Source organism: Xanthomonas sp. D-109 (assembly GCF_017746095.1).
In the GTDB taxonomy this organism is placed as follows: domain Bacteria; phylum Pseudomonadota; class Gammaproteobacteria; order Xanthomonadales; family Xanthomonadaceae; genus Xanthomonas_A; species Xanthomonas_A sacchari.
Genome location: NZ_JAGHWV010000001.1, coordinates 440,623 through 454,850 on the forward strand (window position 1 = coordinate 440,623; position 14,228 = coordinate 454,850).

Genomic DNA, 14,228 nt, shown 5'->3' on the forward strand with positions numbered 1-14,228 from the left:
TGGTCAGGCGCCCGGTCGAACGGGCGGTAGCCGCAAGTCTAGCAGGGCGGTCGCGACAGCATCGCGACGCCGGCGGCGCGTGCCGGCAGGCCCGCCGGCGCGGGTTCAGCCGCCCTTGGGCGGCGTGTGCAGCGCGTCCGGCGCCGGTGGCGCGCCAGGCTCCTCGGGCAGGTCCAGGCTGTAGCTGCAGCCGGCCAGGGTCTTGCCGGGGTGCGATTTCACCGTGGACACGCTGAGGATGATCGACTCGATCATCGGCTCGCCGGTCTTGGGGTCGTGCACGTCGCGGCTGAGCACCTCGCGGCCGAACATGGCCTTCTCCGGCGTATCCACCGCCGCTTCCAGGTTCAGGCGCTTGGCAAGCGGCCTCGGGTCGGGCAGGTCCAGGATCGCCATCACGCTGGCGCCGGAGAAGGCGATCTGCTCGCTGCTGTAGCCGAACACCTGGATCGGCCGGACCAGTGCGTACTCGGTCATGAATGGGTTGGACTGCGGCAGCGGCCGCCAGCCGTGCGCCACCGCCTTCAGCGGATCGGCCAGCAGCGGCGACAGCGCGGCGAAGTCGGCCTCGTGCTGGCGGCATTCCAGCAGCGCCGGCAGGTCGATGGCCGGATCGGCGGTTGCGGTGGTGGCAGGCCTTGCAGTGGGCGGCGCGGCAGGCGCGGCGACAGCCGCAGGGATGGCGCAGGCGAGCGCGAGCAGGACGAGCGAGGGACGGATCAACGCACGGAACCTCGAAGCAGGACGGGGCTGCGGCGATCGCCGCGCGGCCACGTTACCGCCGGTGCCCGCGCTTGACCAGCGCGGGGCGGTGGGGGACACACCGAGCCCCTCTCCCCCGGGAGAGGGGTTGGGGTGAGGGTCGGTCGCGGCAGCGGGCGTGGGATATCGGATCAACGCTCGCCGGCGTAGGGGTCGGAGACGCCGAGGTCGGCCAGGATCTCGCGCTCCAGCTGCTCCATCGCCTCGGCTTCCTTGTCGTCCTCGTGGTCCCAGCCGAGCAGGTGCAGCACGCCGTGCACGGTCAGGTGCGCGTAGTGGGCGTTGAGCGGCTTGTCCTGTTCGGCGGCTTCGCGCGCCACCACCGGCGCGCAGATCACTAGGTCGCCGAGCAGCGGCAGCTTCACGCCCTTCGGCAGCCCCTCGGGCAGTTCGGCCGGAAAACTGAGCACGTTGGTGGCGTAGTCCTTGCCGCGGTAGTGCTGGTTGAGGGCGCGGCCTTCGCGGTCGTCGACCAGGCGGATCGCCAGGTCGGCCTCGCGGATGCGGCCCTTCAGCGCCGCGGCGACCCATTTGCGGAAGCTCGTCGCCGCCGGCAGCCCGGCACGGGGCAGGGCGTAGCTGACGCCGACATCGAGGCGGACGGGACCTTTGGTCATGGCGGAACGACCGGGTGCAGCGGTGGGGGGCACAGTATCGCGCTAACGCGCGCTCAGGGCGACGCCCAGTCGCCGGCGGCTTAGGCGATCTCGATCACAGCGGCGTTGCCTGTGCTGCGATCGATGCCGGCGTCAGCGGCGCAGTTGCGGCCACTGCGCGCCTTGCCCAGCAGCGGCAAGCGCGCAGCAGCAGGCTCAGGTCACGCATGCGACCAGGAACAGCAGCGGGGTCTTTTCGTCGTCGACGCGGTAGGCCAGGCTGCCCATCGGGCCTCGCTGGCACTGCGGATTGTCGCGCCGGATTTCCACCGTGGCGGCAAAGCGCCCCGACGCGGGGAGCCACACCGCAGCCTGGCCGTGTTCGAGCAGTTGGCCGACGAGGTAGAAGCTGTCCGCTGGCACCTTTGCGTAGGCCAGCGCATTGCAGCCGAAGCGGTCGCGCGTTACGCCGGTGGATTCGGCCGCATCGAGCAGCGCCTGCGCCCGGGTACCGGCGATCCAGGCCAGGCGTTGCGCTTCGTTGCCGCGCGGCGCGGTCGGCGAGGTGCGGGCGATCGCCGCGGCGCGCTCGAGCACATCGCGCGGCAGGCCGATGCTGGCGGTGTCCTGCACGATCGTCAGGCAGGGCGGGGTCAGCGATTGCGCCAGGGCGCTGCGCTGCGGCGCCGGATCCTGCGCTGGCGTTGTATCGGGCGTCTGGCCGCCGGCACTGCCGGCCACGCCGAGCAGCGTTGCCAGCAGGGTGGGCACGACCCGGATCACGCGGCGGGGCCGCTGGCGCGGTCGACGACGTCGCGCTTCTCGTAGGCGTTGACGATGCGCGCCACCAGCGGATGCCGGACCACGTCGCGCGCCTCGAAGAAGGTGAAGCTGACCCCGTCCACCTCGTGCAGCACCTCGATGGCATCGCGCAGGCCGGACTTGACGTGCTTGGGCAGGTCGATCTGGGTCAGGTCGCCGGTGACCACCGCGGTGCTGCCGAAGCCGAGACGGGTCAGGAACATCTTCATCTGCTCGATGGTGGTGTTCTGCGCCTCGTCCAGGATCACGTAGGCGTCATTGAGGGTGCGCCCGCGCATGTACGCCAGCGGCGCGATCTCGATGACGTTCTTCTCCAGCAGCTTGACCACCTTCTCCACGCCCAGCATCTCGTACAGCGCGTCGTACAGCGGGCGCAGATAGGGGTCGACCTTCTGGCTGAGGTCGCCGGGCAGGAAGCCCAGCTTCTCGCCGGCCTCCACCGCCGGGCGCACCAGGATCAGGCGCTGCACCCGCGATTCGTTCAGGGCTTCCACCGCGCTGGCCACGGCCAGGAAGGTCTTGCCGGTGCCGGCCGGGCCGATGCCGAAGTTGATGTCGTGGGTGGCGATCTGGTGCAGGTATTTGGCCTGGTTGGCGCCGCGCCCGCGCACCGTGCCGCGCTTGACCTTGATCGCCACTTCCTGCGGCTGGTAGGCGCGCTGCGCCACCTGGTCGACGTTGGACTGGTTGAGCCGCAGGTGGATTTCCTGGTCGTCGAAGGCGACGTGGTCGGCCTCGGCGTACAGCGCCTGCAGCAGGCGCTCGGCCGCCGCCACCGCCGGCTCCGGCCCGGTCACCCGGTACACGTTGCCGCGGTTGGAGATCTCCACGCCCAGGCGCAGTTCGATCTGCCGCAGGTGCGCATCGAACGGGCCGGCCAGGTTGGCCAGACGCTCGGTGTCGGCGGGATCCAGGGTGAAGTCGCGTTGCGCAGGGGTGGTCATGGCGGGCGCGCGCCGCCAGCGGCGACGTCGAAAAAAAGAGGGGCGCAAAGGGTAGCGCGCAGCGCGTAGCCGGGCCAGTGAAGGGGGAGCGGCGGTGGCGGCGGTGTGTGCACGCCGACGCGATCGGACTGCGCCCCGCGCCTGTGAGCGCCACCGCCGCGACCCGCACGAGGCGGCGATGGCAACGTTGTCCACAATGGGTGTGGATCGATTGTCCAAAAGCCTGTGGACAACTGCGCGGACGCCTTGCCCGGCAAGGCGCGGCCCTGTGGTGGCGAAAAAATCGCACCTGCCGGCCAGCGCCGGGCGTGCCGCCGCGCTTGTCTTCTGGGAATGCGTTGCGGCGCGCCTATCCATGTCCACCGTCGCTGCGCGCGTGGCGGGCCTGCATCCACGCCTCCGCGATCGCCCGTGCGCCGGAAAGGTCGTCCACCACCAGCACCAGCTGACCGTGGTGATCGCTGTACTGCACGGCGATGTCGATGCCGGCGTCGCCGAGCAGGCCGGTGAGCAAGCCCAGTTGTCCCGGCGTTTCCTGGTCCAGGCGCAGCAGCACCGCGGGGCGTTCGGCGGCCACGCGCATCCCGTGCGTCTGCAGCGCGTCGCGCACCGGCGCGGCAGCCTCGAACAGGAAGTGCGCGACCGCGCGGCCGCCCACCCGCCACGCGCCGCCGCCTTCGATGCTGATGCCGGCCGCGCCCAGCGCCTTGGCCATCGCCGCCAGGGCGCCGGGGCGATCGTCGAGATGGATCTCCACGTCCTTCATCGCAGCGCCTCCGCCGTCGCCTCGCCGTGCACGATCGTCGCCTCGCAGCGCACCGCCATCGCGCAGCTGTTGGCGATGAAGCACTGCGCGTGCGCCTGTGCGTGCAGCGCGCGTGCGCGGGTCGCATCGCTGTCCGCGGCAATGGTCACCCGCGGCGCCAGCGCCACCTCGCGGAAGCGCCCGCCGCGGCCGGAATGCAGCTCCAGCCAACCTTGTGCCTGGTCGTGGTAGGCCAGGACCCGGATGCCGGCATGCGCGCACAGCGCCAGGTAGGTGAGCATGTGGCAGGCGGCGAGGGCGCCGACGAACAGGTCTTCCGGGTTGTGCAGCGCCGGGTCGCCGCGGAACGCGGGATCGGCGCTGCCCGCCAGCGCCGCTTTGCCGGGAACCTGCAGCGTGTAGTCGCGGCCGTAGCCGGTGTAGTCGGCGGTGCCGTCGCCGCGGTTGCCGGTCCAGTGCAGTTGCGAAACGTAGTGGTGCAGCGTGTCGGCCATGTGCCTGCCTCGTGTGGGAAGCGGGCACGGTAGGCGCCAGCGCGGTGCCATGCTTCGTCTAGAATCGAAGCATGAGTGAAGCCACACCGCTGTCCCGTGTCGCCTTCCTGCTGGGCGACGCCGCGCGCAGCCGCATGCTGGCGGCGTTGATGAGCGGACAGGCGCGCACCGCCACGGAATTGGCCCTGGACGGCGGCGTGGCGCCGTCCACCGCCAGCCAACATCTGACGCAACTGGTCCAGGCCGGTCTGCTTGCGGTGGTGCGCCAAGGCCGGCACCGCTATTTCCGCCTCGCCGATGCGCAGGTTGCCGCGGCAGTCGAGGCGGTGATGGGACTTGCGCCGCCGCAGACCCGGCGGGTCGGTCCGGTGGATTCCGGCCTGCGCCGGGCGCGGGTCTGCTACGACCACCTCGCCGGCGAACTGGCGATCCGCTGGCGCCAGCAGATGGAAGCGCGTGGACACCTGCTGTGCAGCGACGGCATGGCGCTGAGCGCGTCCGGCGCTGCTTGGTGCGCGACGCTGGGCATCGATGTGGCGGCACTGCGTGCGTCGCGCCGACCGGTGTGCCGGCCGTGCCTGGACTGGAGCGAGCGCCAAGATCATGTCGCCGGCGCGCTGGGCAGCGCCTTGCTCCGGTATCTCCTCGACACCGGCCTGGCCCGGCGCGTGCCGGATTCGCGGGTGGTGCAGATCGGCCCGCGCGGCGAGCGCTTCCTCAGCGCGCTCGACTAGCGCGCGCCCGCCGCCGCTCAGGCCGCGGCGTCGTCCTCGGCCAGGTGCAGGCGGCCGCGCAGCGAATTGCTCAGCGCCTCGGTGATCGTCACCTCGACGAACTGGCCGATCAGGCGCGGATGGCCGGGGAAGTTCACCGAACGCATGTTCTCGGTCTTGCCGGTCAGCTCGGCCGGGTTCTTCTTCGACGGGCCTTCCACCAGCACGGTCTGCACGCTGCCGATCATCCCCTGCGAGATCGTCTGCGCATGCGCATTGATGTGCGCCTGCAGTCGCGCCAGCCGCGCGTGCTTGACCGCCTCGGGGGTGTCGTCTTCCAGGTCGGCGGCGGGCGTGCCCGGGCGCCGCGAGTAGATGAAGGAGAAGCTCTGGTCGAAGCCCACGTCCTCGATCAGCTTCATGGTCTTGTCGAAATCGGCGTCGGTCTCGCCGGGAAAACCGACGATGAAGTCCGAGCTGATCGAGATGTCCGGACGCACCGCGCGCAGCTTGCGGATCTTCTGCTTGAACTCCAGCGCGGTGTAGCCGCGCTTCATCGCGCTGAGGATGCGGTCGCTGCCGGCCTGCACCGGCAGGTGCAGGTAGTTGGCCAGCTGCGGCACGTCGCGGTAGGCCTCCACCAGCGAGTCGCTGAATTCCAGCGGGTGCGAGGTGGTGAAGCGGATGCGGCCGATGCCCTCGATCTGCGCGATGCTGCGGATCAGCAGGCCCAGGTCCGCGTACTGCGCTTCCTCGCCGGCCTCGGCGTCGGCATACGGACCGCGGTAGGCGTTGACGTTCTGGCCGAGCAGGTTGATCTCGCGCACGCCCTGCGCGGCCAGCTGCGCCACTTCCACCAGCACGTCCTCGAACGGCCGGCTGATCTCCTCGCCGCGGGTGTAGGGCACCACGCAGAACGAGCAGTACTTGGAGCAGCCTTCCATGATCGACACGAAGGCCGATGGGCCTTCGGCACGCGGTTCCGGCAGGCGGTCGAACTTCTCGACCTCGGGGAAGCTGATGTCCACCTGCGACTTGCCCGATTCGCGCCGCGCGCGGATCAGCTCCGGCAGCCGGTGCAGGGTCTGCGGGCCGAACACCAGGTCCACGTAGGGCGCGCGCTTGACGATGGCTTCGCCTTCCTGCGAGGCCACGCAGCCGCCGACGCCGATGATCACCGGCTTGCCGCCGGCCTTCAGTGCCTTCCAGCGGCCGAGCTGGCTGAACACCTTTTCCTGCGCCTTCTCGCGGATCGAGCAGGTGTTGACCAGGACCACGTCCGCTTCTTCGGGGTTGTCGGTCAGCTCCAGGCCTTCGGACGCGGCGAGCACGTCGGCCATCTTGGCCGAGTCGTACTCGTTCATCTGGCAACCGTGGGTCTTGATGTACAGCTTGCCGCGCACCGGCGCGGGCGCGGGCGCGGCGGCGGTGCCGGTGGAGGGCAGGGGATGCAGGACGGTCCCGGGCATGGCGCTTAATCCAGGCGGGTGGAAAGGAAGCCGACTAGTTTACTCGTGCCGGCGCGCGGGCGCAGGTCAGTCGCCCGCGGCATCCACCGCAAGCGCGCGCTGCACCGCCGGCCGCGCGGCCATGCGCTCGGCGTAGGCGCGGGTCGGCGCCGGCGAATCGAGCAGGCCGAACTGCAGCATCCAGCCCAGCGCGCTGCCCCACAGCACGTCGGCGGCGCTGCAACGCGCGCCGAGCAGGTAGTCGCCGCGCGCCAGTTGCGCGTCCACCACCGCCAGCACGGTATCGCAGTCAGCATAGGGCGACATCGCCCGCGGCGGCGGTTCGCGCTTGAGCGCGCGGTCGACCAGCGCCGGCTCGAAGCAGGCGCCGTAGAACGCCAGCCAGCGCAGGTAAGGGCCGCGCAGCGGGTCGCCGATCGGCGGCGCCAGCCCGGCTTCGGGATACAGGTCGGCCAGGTAGGGGTAGATCGCGCCCTGCTCGGTCACCACCGCGCCGGCATGCACGATCGCCGGTACCTTGCCCATCGGGTTGATCGCCAGGTATTCCGGCGCCAGTTGCGCCTGCCGGTCGAAGTCGATGCGCTCGATGGCGTAGTCGGCGCCCAGCTCCTCCAGCAGGATCAGCACGCCGCGCGAGCGCGAACGCGGGTTATGGAACAGGGTGATGTGGCGGTCGGCGGTCATGCGCGGCTCCTGGCTGGTCGGTGCGAACACCCTAGACCACATTGCGGACAGATTCTGTCCGCAATAGCGTGCACCGATGTCATCGCCCGCCGCCCGCCTGTTGCGCCTGATCGCCCTGTTGCAGACCCGCCGGCTGTGGTCCGGCGCCGACTTGGCCGAGCGGCTCGGCGTGGACCGGCGCAGCCTGCGCCGCGACGTGGAGCGGCTGCGCGCGCTGGGCTACGCCGTGGAGGCCGCGGCCGGGGTCGGCGGCGGGTACCGGCTGGCCGCCGGCGCGCAGATGCTGCCGCTGCTGTTCGAGGAGGACGAGGCGGTGGCGGTCGCGGTGGCGCTGCGCGCGGCCAGCGCCAGCATGGCCGGTCTGGAGGACACCGCGGTGCGGGTGCTGGCCAAGCTCGAACCGCTGCTGCCGGCGCGGGTGCGCCAGCGCGCCGACGCCTTGCAGGGCGCGACCCTGGCGCTGGGCCAGGACCCGCTGCGGCCGGACACGCGGGTGCTGATCGGCGTCGCCAGCGCCTGCCGCGACCGTCGGCTGCTGGGGTTCGCCTACCGCGACCACGGCGGCCACGCCAGCCAGCGCCTGGTCGAGCCGCTGCGCCTGGTCAACGCCGGCCGCCGCTGGTACCTGCTGGCCTGGGACCGCGACCGCGGCGACTGGCGCACCTTCCGCGCCGAGCGCATCGTGCCGCCCCTGCAGCTCGGCGCGGCGGTGGCATTGCGCCTGCCGCCGCAGGACGCGGCGGCCATGGTCGATGCGGCGATCCGCTACAGCCCGCAGGCGCTGGGCTACGCGCTCAGCGTGCGGCTGCGCGGCAGTGCCGCCGAGCTGGGGGCGCGCATTCCATTGTGGTGCGGCACCCTGCAGGACGAGGCCGACGGCCATTGCAGGCTGTCGCTGCTGGCCGACGCGGTGCCGTGGCTGGCGGCGCAGTTGCTGACCATCGGCGTGCCGTTCGCCGGGCTGCAGGCCGAACCCGACGTGCTGGCGGCGCTGCGCAGGACCCTGAACGCGTTGCTGGAGCAGCTTCCGGCGCCGGTGCCCGAGGAATAGACGCCTGGGCCTGCCGGCGACCATGCCTCGCGGCGGTGCCGGGATGGCGCGCACTTGGCAAGCGCCGGGGAAGTTGGGACACTCGCTGCCATGAAGGGGATGCTGTGGCTCCTGGGGCTGGGATTCGCCACGTTGACGGCTGCGCCGGCCAGCGCCGGCACCCTGTACAAGTGCACCGGCAGCGACGGCGTGCCCAGCTACGGCAGCAAGCGCGTGTCCGGCGCCAGTTGCAGCGTGATCGGCCGCTACACCCCCGACCGCCGCGCCGCGCGTGCCACCCCGGCGCCTGCGCCGGCCAGGGCCGGCAGCGAGCGCGCGCCCAGCCGCGGCGTCATCGCCAGCGCCGGCACGGTGGCCCCGGCCACCCTGATCAGCGCCCCGGTCGCCGCGCCGGCCCCGGTCACCGCCAACGCCGTGCCCAACCGGGTCGCCCCGGTGGCGCCCGGCAACAGTGGCGCGCCACGGCGCCTGGTCAGTGGCCAGCTGTATTCGTACATGAAGGACGGCGTGCGCCACTACACCAGCGCGCGCCCGACCCAGGTCGCCAATCTCGGCGCGGTGCGCACGATCCGCTACAGCTTCATGGAGACCTGCTACGCCTGTGCCAATCCCGGAGTCAACTTCGGTGCGGTGCGCCTGAACACCACCGCCTACCAGAGCGAGATCGCCGCGGCCGCGCGCGAGTACGGCGTCGACGAAGCGGTGGTGCGCGCCATCATCCACGCCGAGTCCGCCTACAACCCGATGGCGCTCAGCCGCGCCGGCGCGCAGGGGCTGATGCAGTTGATGCCGCCGACCGCACGCCGCTTCGGCGTCAGCGATTCGTTTGATGCAGCGCAAAACATTCGCGGTGGCGTGCAGTACCTGGCGTGGCTGCTGAAGCGCTTCAACGGCAACCTCAGCCTGGCCGCGGCCGGCTACAACGCCGGCGAAGGCGCGGTAGACAAACACGGCGGGATCCCGCCGTACAGCGAGACCCAACGCTACGTGCAACGGGTGGGCGTGCTCGCCGAGCGCTATCGCGGCGTGCTGGCGACCGCGCATTGAGCCGTCGCCGCGGCCCGGCAGGAGGCGTCGCGCGTCCATTGTCGTCGCGTTAAGGGTTCCGCTACACTGCAGTGGATTCAGTGCGGCTCGACCCCCACCGAGCTGCTGGCAGCCTCACGCTACCCAATCACAGATCGGAGTGCCGGATGGCCAACGATGGGGTCAACGATTCTGTAAACGCAGGACGCCGCCGCTTTCTCACCGCCACCACGTCCGTCGTGGGCGCGGTCGGTGCGGGGTTCGTGGCGGTTCCTTTCATCAAGTCCTGGAATCCGAGCGCAAAGGCCAAGCTGGCCGGCGCGCCGGTCACCGCCGACATCAGCGCCCTGCAGGAAGGCCAGCGCCTGATCCTGGAGTGGCGCGGCCAGCCGATCTGGATCGTCAAGCGCTCCAAGGCGATGCTCGATGCGTTGCCGTCGCTGGACAGCCGGCTCAAGGATCCGGAGTCCACCAACAAGGACCAGCAGCCGGACTACGTGCTGAAGAACCCGGAGTACCGCTCGATCAAGCCCGACGTCTCGGTGCTGGTCGGCCTGTGCACGCACCTGGGCTGCTCGCCGGAAATGGTCGCCGAGATCCGCCCCGAACCCTACGACCCCGACTGGAAGGGCGGCTATTTCTGCCCCTGCCACAAGTCGCGCTTCGACATGTCCGGCCGCGTGTTCCAGGGCGTGCCGGCGCCGATCAACCTGCTGGTGCCGCCGCACCACTACCAGGACGACAACACGCTGGTGATCGGCGTGGACCCGAGCGCGTCCGCGAAGGGAGGGGCGTAAGTCATGGCCGACAACATCCTCACCCGCACCGCGGGCAACGTGTTCGACTGGGTCAACGAGCGCGCCCCCGGGCTGATGCCGTTCTACCGCAAGCACGTCACCGAGTACTACGCGCCGAAGAACTTCAACCTCTGGTACTACTTCGGCTCGCTGGCGATGGTGGTGCTGGTCAACCAGATCGTCACCGGCATCTTCCTGACGATGCACTACAAGACCAGCGCGGCCGAGGCGTTCAACTCGGTCGAGTACATCATGCGCGACGTCGAGTGGGGCTGGCTGATCCGCTACATGCACTCCACCGGCGCCTCGCTGTTCTTCATCGTGGTTTACCTGCACATGTTCCGCGGGCTGATGTACGGCAGCTACAAGAAGCCGCGCGAGCTGGTGTGGATCCTGGGCATGCTGATCTACCTGGTGCTGATGGCCGAAGCCTTCATGGGCTACGTGCTGCCCTGGGGGCAGATGTCGTTCTGGGGCGCCAAGGTGATCATCTCGCTGTTCGGCGCCATCCCGGTGATCGGCAACGGCCTGACCGAGTGGATCATGGGCGACTACCTGCCGTCCGACGCGACCCTCAATCGCTTCTTCGCCCTGCACGTGATCGCGCTGCCGCTGGTGCTGTTGCTGCTGGTGGTGCTGCACCTGGGCGCGCTGCACGAGGTCGGTTCCAACAATCCCGACGGCGTGGAGATCAAGAAGGGGCCCAAGGGCAACCGTTGGAACCCGAACAAGCCGGCCGACGGCATCCCGTTCCATCCGTACTACACGGTCAAGGACCTGGTCGGCGTCGGCTTCCTGCTGATGATCGGCGCCTTCATCATCTTCTTCGCGCCCGGCTTCGGCGGTCTGTTCCTGGAGCACGACAACTTCACCGAGGCCAATCGCCTGGTGACGCCGGAGCACATCAAGCCGGTCTGGTACTACACCCCGTACTACGCGATGTTGCGGGTGGTGCCGAACAAGCTCGGCGGTGTGCTGGTGATGTTCTCGGCGATCGCGATCCTGTTCCTGGTGCCGTGGCTGGACCGCGCCAAGGTCAAGTCGATCCGCTACCGCGGCTGGATCTCGCGGGTGATGCTGGGGATTCTTGCGGTGTGCTTCGTCTGGCTGGGCGTGATCGGTTCCGGCCCGGGCACCGAGATCATCGAGACCTATATCGGTCGCGTGCTGACCGTGCTGTATTTCGCCTTCTTCCTGACGATGCCGATATGGACTTCGCTGGATCGAACCAAGCCGGTGCCGGAGCGGGTGAGCAGCCATGACTAAGCGCCTGATCGCCGTGCTCGCCGGCTTCGCGTCGGCCTTGCTGCTGTCCGCCTCGGCCATGGCCGCCGAGGGTGCCGCCACCCTGCAGGCCGGCAACGACCTGGGCGACCGCGCCTCGCTGCAACGCGGCGCCAAGCTGTTCATGAACTACTGTTCCGGTTGCCATTCGCTGAAGTACCTGCGCTACCAGCGCATGGCCGAGGATCTGGGCCTGAGCGAGGACGAGGTGATGCACAACCTCAACTTCACCGGCGCCAAGATCGGCGAACACATCGAGACGGCCATGCCGCACGATGCGGCGACCAAGTGGTTCGGCAAGGCGCCGCCGGACCTGAGCCTGATCGCCCGCGTGCGCGGCACCGATTGGGTCTACACCTACCTCAAGTCGTTCTATCTCGACCAGTCGCGGCCGCTGGGCTGGAACAACAAGCTGTTCGCCAACGCCTCCATGCCCAATCCGCTGTGGGACCTGCAGGGCCTGCAGCAGCCTGTGTACGGCAAGGCCGAGCAGCCGGGCGTGGACAAGCCGGTGGAGCGGCTGCAACTGGCCACGCCGGGCAAGCAGAGCCCGGCCGAGTTCGACCAGACGGTGCGCGACATCAGCAATTTCCTCGAGTACGCCGGCGAACCGGCGGCGTTGAAGCGGCAGAGCCTGGGCGTGTGGGTGGTGCTGTTCCTGGCGCTGCTGACCTTCCTGGCCTATCTGCTCAAGAAGGAATACTGGAAGGACGTGCATTGAGCGGCGGCCGTTCCGGCCGCATCCCGGCTGCACCGTTGCTGAGCCGATCCCCTGTTCATCCTATTGGCTTTTGTGAGCGAGGGTTGCACACTCAGGGGCCGTGACGACCGTCCGCAATGTGCGGGCGGCGTCGATGCGGCCGGCGGATTCCGGCCGTCGGAGAGCCTTGAATGGCGGCGAGTTTGCGCATGCGAAATACCTTGACGTTGTTTTCCTCCACGGATGATGTCCTGTGCCACCGCGTCCGCCTGGTGCTCGCGGCCAAGGGCGTGACCTACGATTTCGTGGCGGTGGATCCGCAGAATCCGCCGGAAGACCTGATCGACCTGAATCCCTACCACTCGGTGCCGACGCTGGTGGAGCGCGAGCTGGTGCTGTACGCCGCCTCGGTGGTCAGCGAGTACCTGGACGAACGCTATCCGCATCCGCCGCTGATGCCGGTCGACCCGCTCTCGCGCGCGCGCCTGCGCCTGGCGATGCTGCGCATCGAGCACGACTGGGTGCCGCAGGTGCAGGCGATCCAGCTCGGCAACAAGGCCCAGGCCGAGGCCGGGCGCAAGCGCCTGAAGGAACTGCTGACCGCCTCGGTGCCGCTGTTCAAGGCCAGCAAGTTCTTCCTCAATCCGGAGATGAGCCTGGCCGATTGCGCGATGGCGCCGATCATCTGGCGCCTGCAGGCGCTGGACATCCCGCTGCCGAAGGACGGCAAGGCGATCGAGGATTACGGCAACCGCATCTTCCGCAATCCCGGTTTCATCCGCAGCCTGACCGACCAGGAAAAGAAACTGCGCGACCTGCCGGCATGATGCCGTGCGTCGCGCCGTCCCCGCTGTGTTCCGAGCTGTACCGGCGTCGCGCGCCGGCACGTAGAATGGGCGCATGACCGAAGACACTTCCCGCATGACCAGCCATCGCCCGTACCTGCTGCGGGCGCTGGTGGAATGGATCAACGACAACGGCATGACCCCGCACATCCTGGTGGATGCGGGCCTGCCCGGCGTGCAGGTGCCGCCGAGCGCGGTCAAGGACGGGCGGGTGGTGCTGAACATCGCCGAGCGCGCCGTGGTGCGGTTGCAGATCGACAACGACGGGGTCAGCTTCACCGCCCGCTTCGGCGGCGTCAGCTACCCGGTGCAGGTGCCGATGTCCGCGGTGCTGGCCGTGTATGCGCGCGAGACCGGGCAGGGCATGGCGCTGCCGGACGACATCCATGGCGCCAGCGAGCCGCCGGGCGACGACACCCCGCCACCGCCGCGGCCGGGCGGGTCCGACGACGCCGGCAAGCGTCCGCGCCTGCGCGTGGTCAAGTAAGTCGTCGATGCGCGGCCTTGGGGCCGCGCTTCACCGAGCCACGCGTTGGCGTTTCCGGTGTTCGCGCGTCGCACGCACTGCGTTCTGTCGTAGGAGCGGCTTCAGCCGCGACGGGCGTACCGGTAATGCCCGTCGCGGCTGAAGCCGCTCCTGCGACAGGCGGATAGATCCCGGCGGTTGCCGTCCATTCGAGATGGCATGCAAAGCGGTTTCCCACTCACCTTGGCGGTCGCCCACGCGAGGCCGCGTGCCATCGATGCGCAGCCGTGGTGCCTTGGCTCACTCGCGCTGCGCGCGCGCTTCCTGCAGGCTGCTCACGCTGGCCACCGACGGCCCGGTGAAGGCGATCAACTGGTCGCCGAGCAGCACCAGGCGGCCGCTGTGGCGGTCGGTGCCGTCGTAGGAATAGTCGAAGCGGAAGCTGCGCTCGAAGCCGAGCCAGCCGTTGGGCAGGCGCCGCAGGCGCAGGCCGGTGCCGTGCACGCTCTGGTCCAGCCACTGCACGTCGGCGGCCTTGCAGGCATTGCGGCCGAGGATTTCGGCGCGTTCGGCGGCGGCACGCGAGGCGTTCCAGAACGCGAACACCGCCGCGCCGGCGATCATCAGCAGGATCAGGCTGGGCATGGCGCCACTGTAGCGAGGCGCCGGTGGGTGGGCAATCGGGCTGGGATTGGGGATTCGGGATTGGGGATTGGCAGGTGGGTCGGCGGCTGTTGGGGCGGTGCACTGCCGGACGATGCCGCATGGTCGCGCACCTATTGGTGTGTCGGGGGCGCCGAGCCGAAGTG

General features: G+C 69.7%; 17 protein-coding genes. 8 read left to right on the top strand and 9 right to left on the bottom strand.

The window, feature by feature from the left end; all coding sequences use genetic code 11:
• Nucleotides 1-105 precede the first annotated feature (105 nt).
• The 6 genes from J7357_RS01815 to J7357_RS01840 form a co-directional block, all read right to left on the bottom strand.
• A complete protein-coding gene (locus J7357_RS01815; protein ID WP_209244442.1) occupies nucleotides 106-723 on the bottom strand; it encodes a hypothetical protein in 618 nt (205 codons plus the stop codon).
• A 170-nt stretch (nucleotides 724-893) separates the two neighbouring features.
• The gene (ybeY, locus tag J7357_RS01820; protein ID WP_010342139.1) at nucleotides 894-1,379 is read right to left on the bottom strand and encodes an rRNA maturation RNase YbeY; all 486 of its coding nucleotides are present in this window, start codon (nucleotides 1,377-1,379) and stop codon (nucleotides 894-896) included.
• Nucleotides 1,380-1,574: 195 nt separating this feature from the next.
• Entirely contained in the window at nucleotides 1,575-2,129 is a 555-nt protein-coding gene (locus J7357_RS01825; RefSeq protein ID WP_343237381.1) for a hypothetical protein, read from the bottom strand.
• A gap of 8 nt (nucleotides 2,130-2,137) precedes the next feature.
• On the bottom strand, nucleotides 2,138-3,124 hold the full coding sequence (locus tag J7357_RS01830; RefSeq protein WP_209244446.1) for a PhoH family protein: 987 nt from the start codon (nucleotides 3,122-3,124) through the stop codon (nucleotides 2,138-2,140).
• Nucleotides 3,125-3,473: 349 nt separating this feature from the next.
• Complete coding sequence (locus J7357_RS01835; protein ID WP_209244448.1) at nucleotides 3,474-3,890, bottom strand: hypothetical protein; 417 nt, start codon at nucleotides 3,888-3,890, stop codon at nucleotides 3,474-3,476.
• Nucleotides 3,887-4,384 (bottom strand): OsmC family protein, encoded by a 498-nt coding sequence (locus J7357_RS01840; protein WP_209244450.1) that lies wholly within the window; start codon nucleotides 4,382-4,384, stop codon nucleotides 3,887-3,889. Before J7357_RS01840 ends, J7357_RS01835 begins: the two co-directional genes overlap by 4 nt.
• A 71-nt stretch (nucleotides 4,385-4,455) precedes the next feature.
• Between J7357_RS01840 and J7357_RS01845 the strand changes: the two genes are divergently transcribed.
• Nucleotides 4,456-5,118, top strand: coding sequence for a winged helix-turn-helix domain-containing protein (locus J7357_RS01845; RefSeq protein WP_209244452.1), 663 nt, complete (start codon nucleotides 4,456-4,458; stop codon nucleotides 5,116-5,118).
• 17 nt (nucleotides 5,119-5,135) lie between these two features.
• Here J7357_RS01845 and miaB read toward each other — a convergent pair whose 3' ends face one another.
• Nucleotides 5,136-6,566, bottom strand: a complete 1,431-nt coding sequence (gene miaB, locus J7357_RS01850; protein WP_209244454.1) for a tRNA (N6-isopentenyl adenosine(37)-C2)-methylthiotransferase MiaB — start codon at nucleotides 6,564-6,566, stop codon at nucleotides 5,136-5,138.
• 66 nt (nucleotides 6,567-6,632) lie between these two features.
• On the bottom strand, nucleotides 6,633-7,250 hold the full coding sequence (locus tag J7357_RS01855; protein WP_209244456.1) for a glutathione S-transferase family protein: 618 nt from the start codon (nucleotides 7,248-7,250) through the stop codon (nucleotides 6,633-6,635).
• Between the two features lie 76 nt (nucleotides 7,251-7,326).
• Here J7357_RS01855 and J7357_RS01860 point away from each other — a divergent pair, with 76 nt between their 5' ends.
• The 7 genes from J7357_RS01860 (at nucleotide 7,327) to J7357_RS01890 (ending at nucleotide 13,440) form a co-directional block, all read left to right on the top strand.
• Nucleotides 7,327-8,301: a WYL domain-containing protein gene (locus J7357_RS01860; RefSeq protein ID WP_209244458.1), complete on the top strand. Its 975-nt coding sequence runs from the start codon at nucleotides 7,327-7,329 to the stop codon at nucleotides 8,299-8,301.
• A 90-nt stretch (nucleotides 8,302-8,391) separates the two neighbouring features.
• Complete coding sequence (locus tag J7357_RS01865) at nucleotides 8,392-9,348, top strand: lytic transglycosylase domain-containing protein (RefSeq protein WP_209244460.1); 957 nt, start codon at nucleotides 8,392-8,394, stop codon at nucleotides 9,346-9,348.
• A 146-nt stretch (nucleotides 9,349-9,494) separates the two neighbouring features.
• Nucleotides 9,495-10,124, top strand: a complete 630-nt coding sequence (gene petA / locus J7357_RS01870; RefSeq protein WP_010342127.1) for a ubiquinol-cytochrome c reductase iron-sulfur subunit — start codon at nucleotides 9,495-9,497, stop codon at nucleotides 10,122-10,124.
• Between the two features lie 3 nt (nucleotides 10,125-10,127).
• Entirely contained in the window at nucleotides 10,128-11,390 is a 1,263-nt protein-coding gene (locus J7357_RS01875; protein WP_010342126.1) for a cytochrome bc complex cytochrome b subunit, read from the top strand.
• Nucleotides 11,383-12,129, top strand: coding sequence for a cytochrome c1 (locus J7357_RS01880; protein WP_209244462.1), 747 nt, complete (start codon nucleotides 11,383-11,385; stop codon nucleotides 12,127-12,129). Before J7357_RS01875 ends, J7357_RS01880 begins: the two co-directional genes overlap by 8 nt.
• A gap of 170 nt (nucleotides 12,130-12,299) precedes the next feature.
• Nucleotides 12,300-12,935 (top strand): glutathione S-transferase N-terminal domain-containing protein, encoded by a 636-nt coding sequence (locus J7357_RS01885; RefSeq protein WP_010342124.1) that lies wholly within the window; start codon nucleotides 12,300-12,302, stop codon nucleotides 12,933-12,935.
• 73 nt (nucleotides 12,936-13,008) lie between these two features.
• Entirely contained in the window at nucleotides 13,009-13,440 is a 432-nt protein-coding gene (locus tag J7357_RS01890) for a ClpXP protease specificity-enhancing factor (protein WP_010342123.1), read from the top strand.
• A 279-nt stretch (nucleotides 13,441-13,719) separates the two neighbouring features.
• On the opposite strand, the gene J7357_RS01895 is transcribed toward J7357_RS01890, so the two are convergent.
• On the bottom strand, nucleotides 13,720-14,064 hold the full coding sequence (locus J7357_RS01895) for a DUF3301 domain-containing protein (protein ID WP_209244463.1): 345 nt from the start codon (nucleotides 14,062-14,064) through the stop codon (nucleotides 13,720-13,722).
• Nucleotides 14,065-14,228: the final 164 nt, after the last annotated feature.

Bases quoted from the DNA above. Each gene is read 5' to 3' on its own strand.
- ybeY (WP_010342139.1), bottom strand. From the start codon at position 1,379: ATGACCAAAGGTCCCGTCCGCCTCGATGTCGGCGTCAGCTACGCCCTG.
- J7357_RS01830 (WP_209244446.1), bottom strand. From the start codon at position 3,124: ATGACCACCCCTGCGCAACGCGACTTCACCCTGGATCCCGCCGACACC.
- J7357_RS01835 (WP_209244448.1), bottom strand. From the start codon at position 3,890: ATGAAGGACGTGGAGATCCATCTCGACGATCGCCCCGGCGCCCTGGCG.
- J7357_RS01840 (WP_209244450.1), bottom strand. From the start codon at position 4,384: ATGGCCGACACGCTGCACCACTACGTTTCGCAACTGCACTGGACCGGC.
- J7357_RS01845 (WP_209244452.1), top strand. From the start codon at position 4,456: ATGAGTGAAGCCACACCGCTGTCCCGTGTCGCCTTCCTGCTGGGCGAC.
- miaB (WP_209244454.1), bottom strand. From the start codon at position 6,566: ATGCCCGGGACCGTCCTGCATCCCCTGCCCTCCACCGGCACCGCCGCC.
- J7357_RS01855 (WP_209244456.1), bottom strand. From the start codon at position 7,250: ATGACCGCCGACCGCCACATCACCCTGTTCCATAACCCGCGTTCGCGC.
- J7357_RS01860 (WP_209244458.1), top strand. From the start codon at position 7,327: ATGTCATCGCCCGCCGCCCGCCTGTTGCGCCTGATCGCCCTGTTGCAG.
- J7357_RS01865 (WP_209244460.1), top strand. From the start codon at position 8,392: ATGAAGGGGATGCTGTGGCTCCTGGGGCTGGGATTCGCCACGTTGACG.
- petA (WP_010342127.1), top strand. From the start codon at position 9,495: ATGGCCAACGATGGGGTCAACGATTCTGTAAACGCAGGACGCCGCCGC.
- J7357_RS01875 (WP_010342126.1), top strand. From the start codon at position 10,128: ATGGCCGACAACATCCTCACCCGCACCGCGGGCAACGTGTTCGACTGG.
- J7357_RS01880 (WP_209244462.1), top strand. From the start codon at position 11,383: ATGACTAAGCGCCTGATCGCCGTGCTCGCCGGCTTCGCGTCGGCCTTG.
- J7357_RS01885 (WP_010342124.1), top strand. From the start codon at position 12,300: ATGGCGGCGAGTTTGCGCATGCGAAATACCTTGACGTTGTTTTCCTCC.
- J7357_RS01890 (WP_010342123.1), top strand. From the start codon at position 13,009: ATGACCGAAGACACTTCCCGCATGACCAGCCATCGCCCGTACCTGCTG.
- J7357_RS01895 (WP_209244463.1), bottom strand. From the start codon at position 14,064: ATGCCCAGCCTGATCCTGCTGATGATCGCCGGCGCGGCGGTGTTCGCG.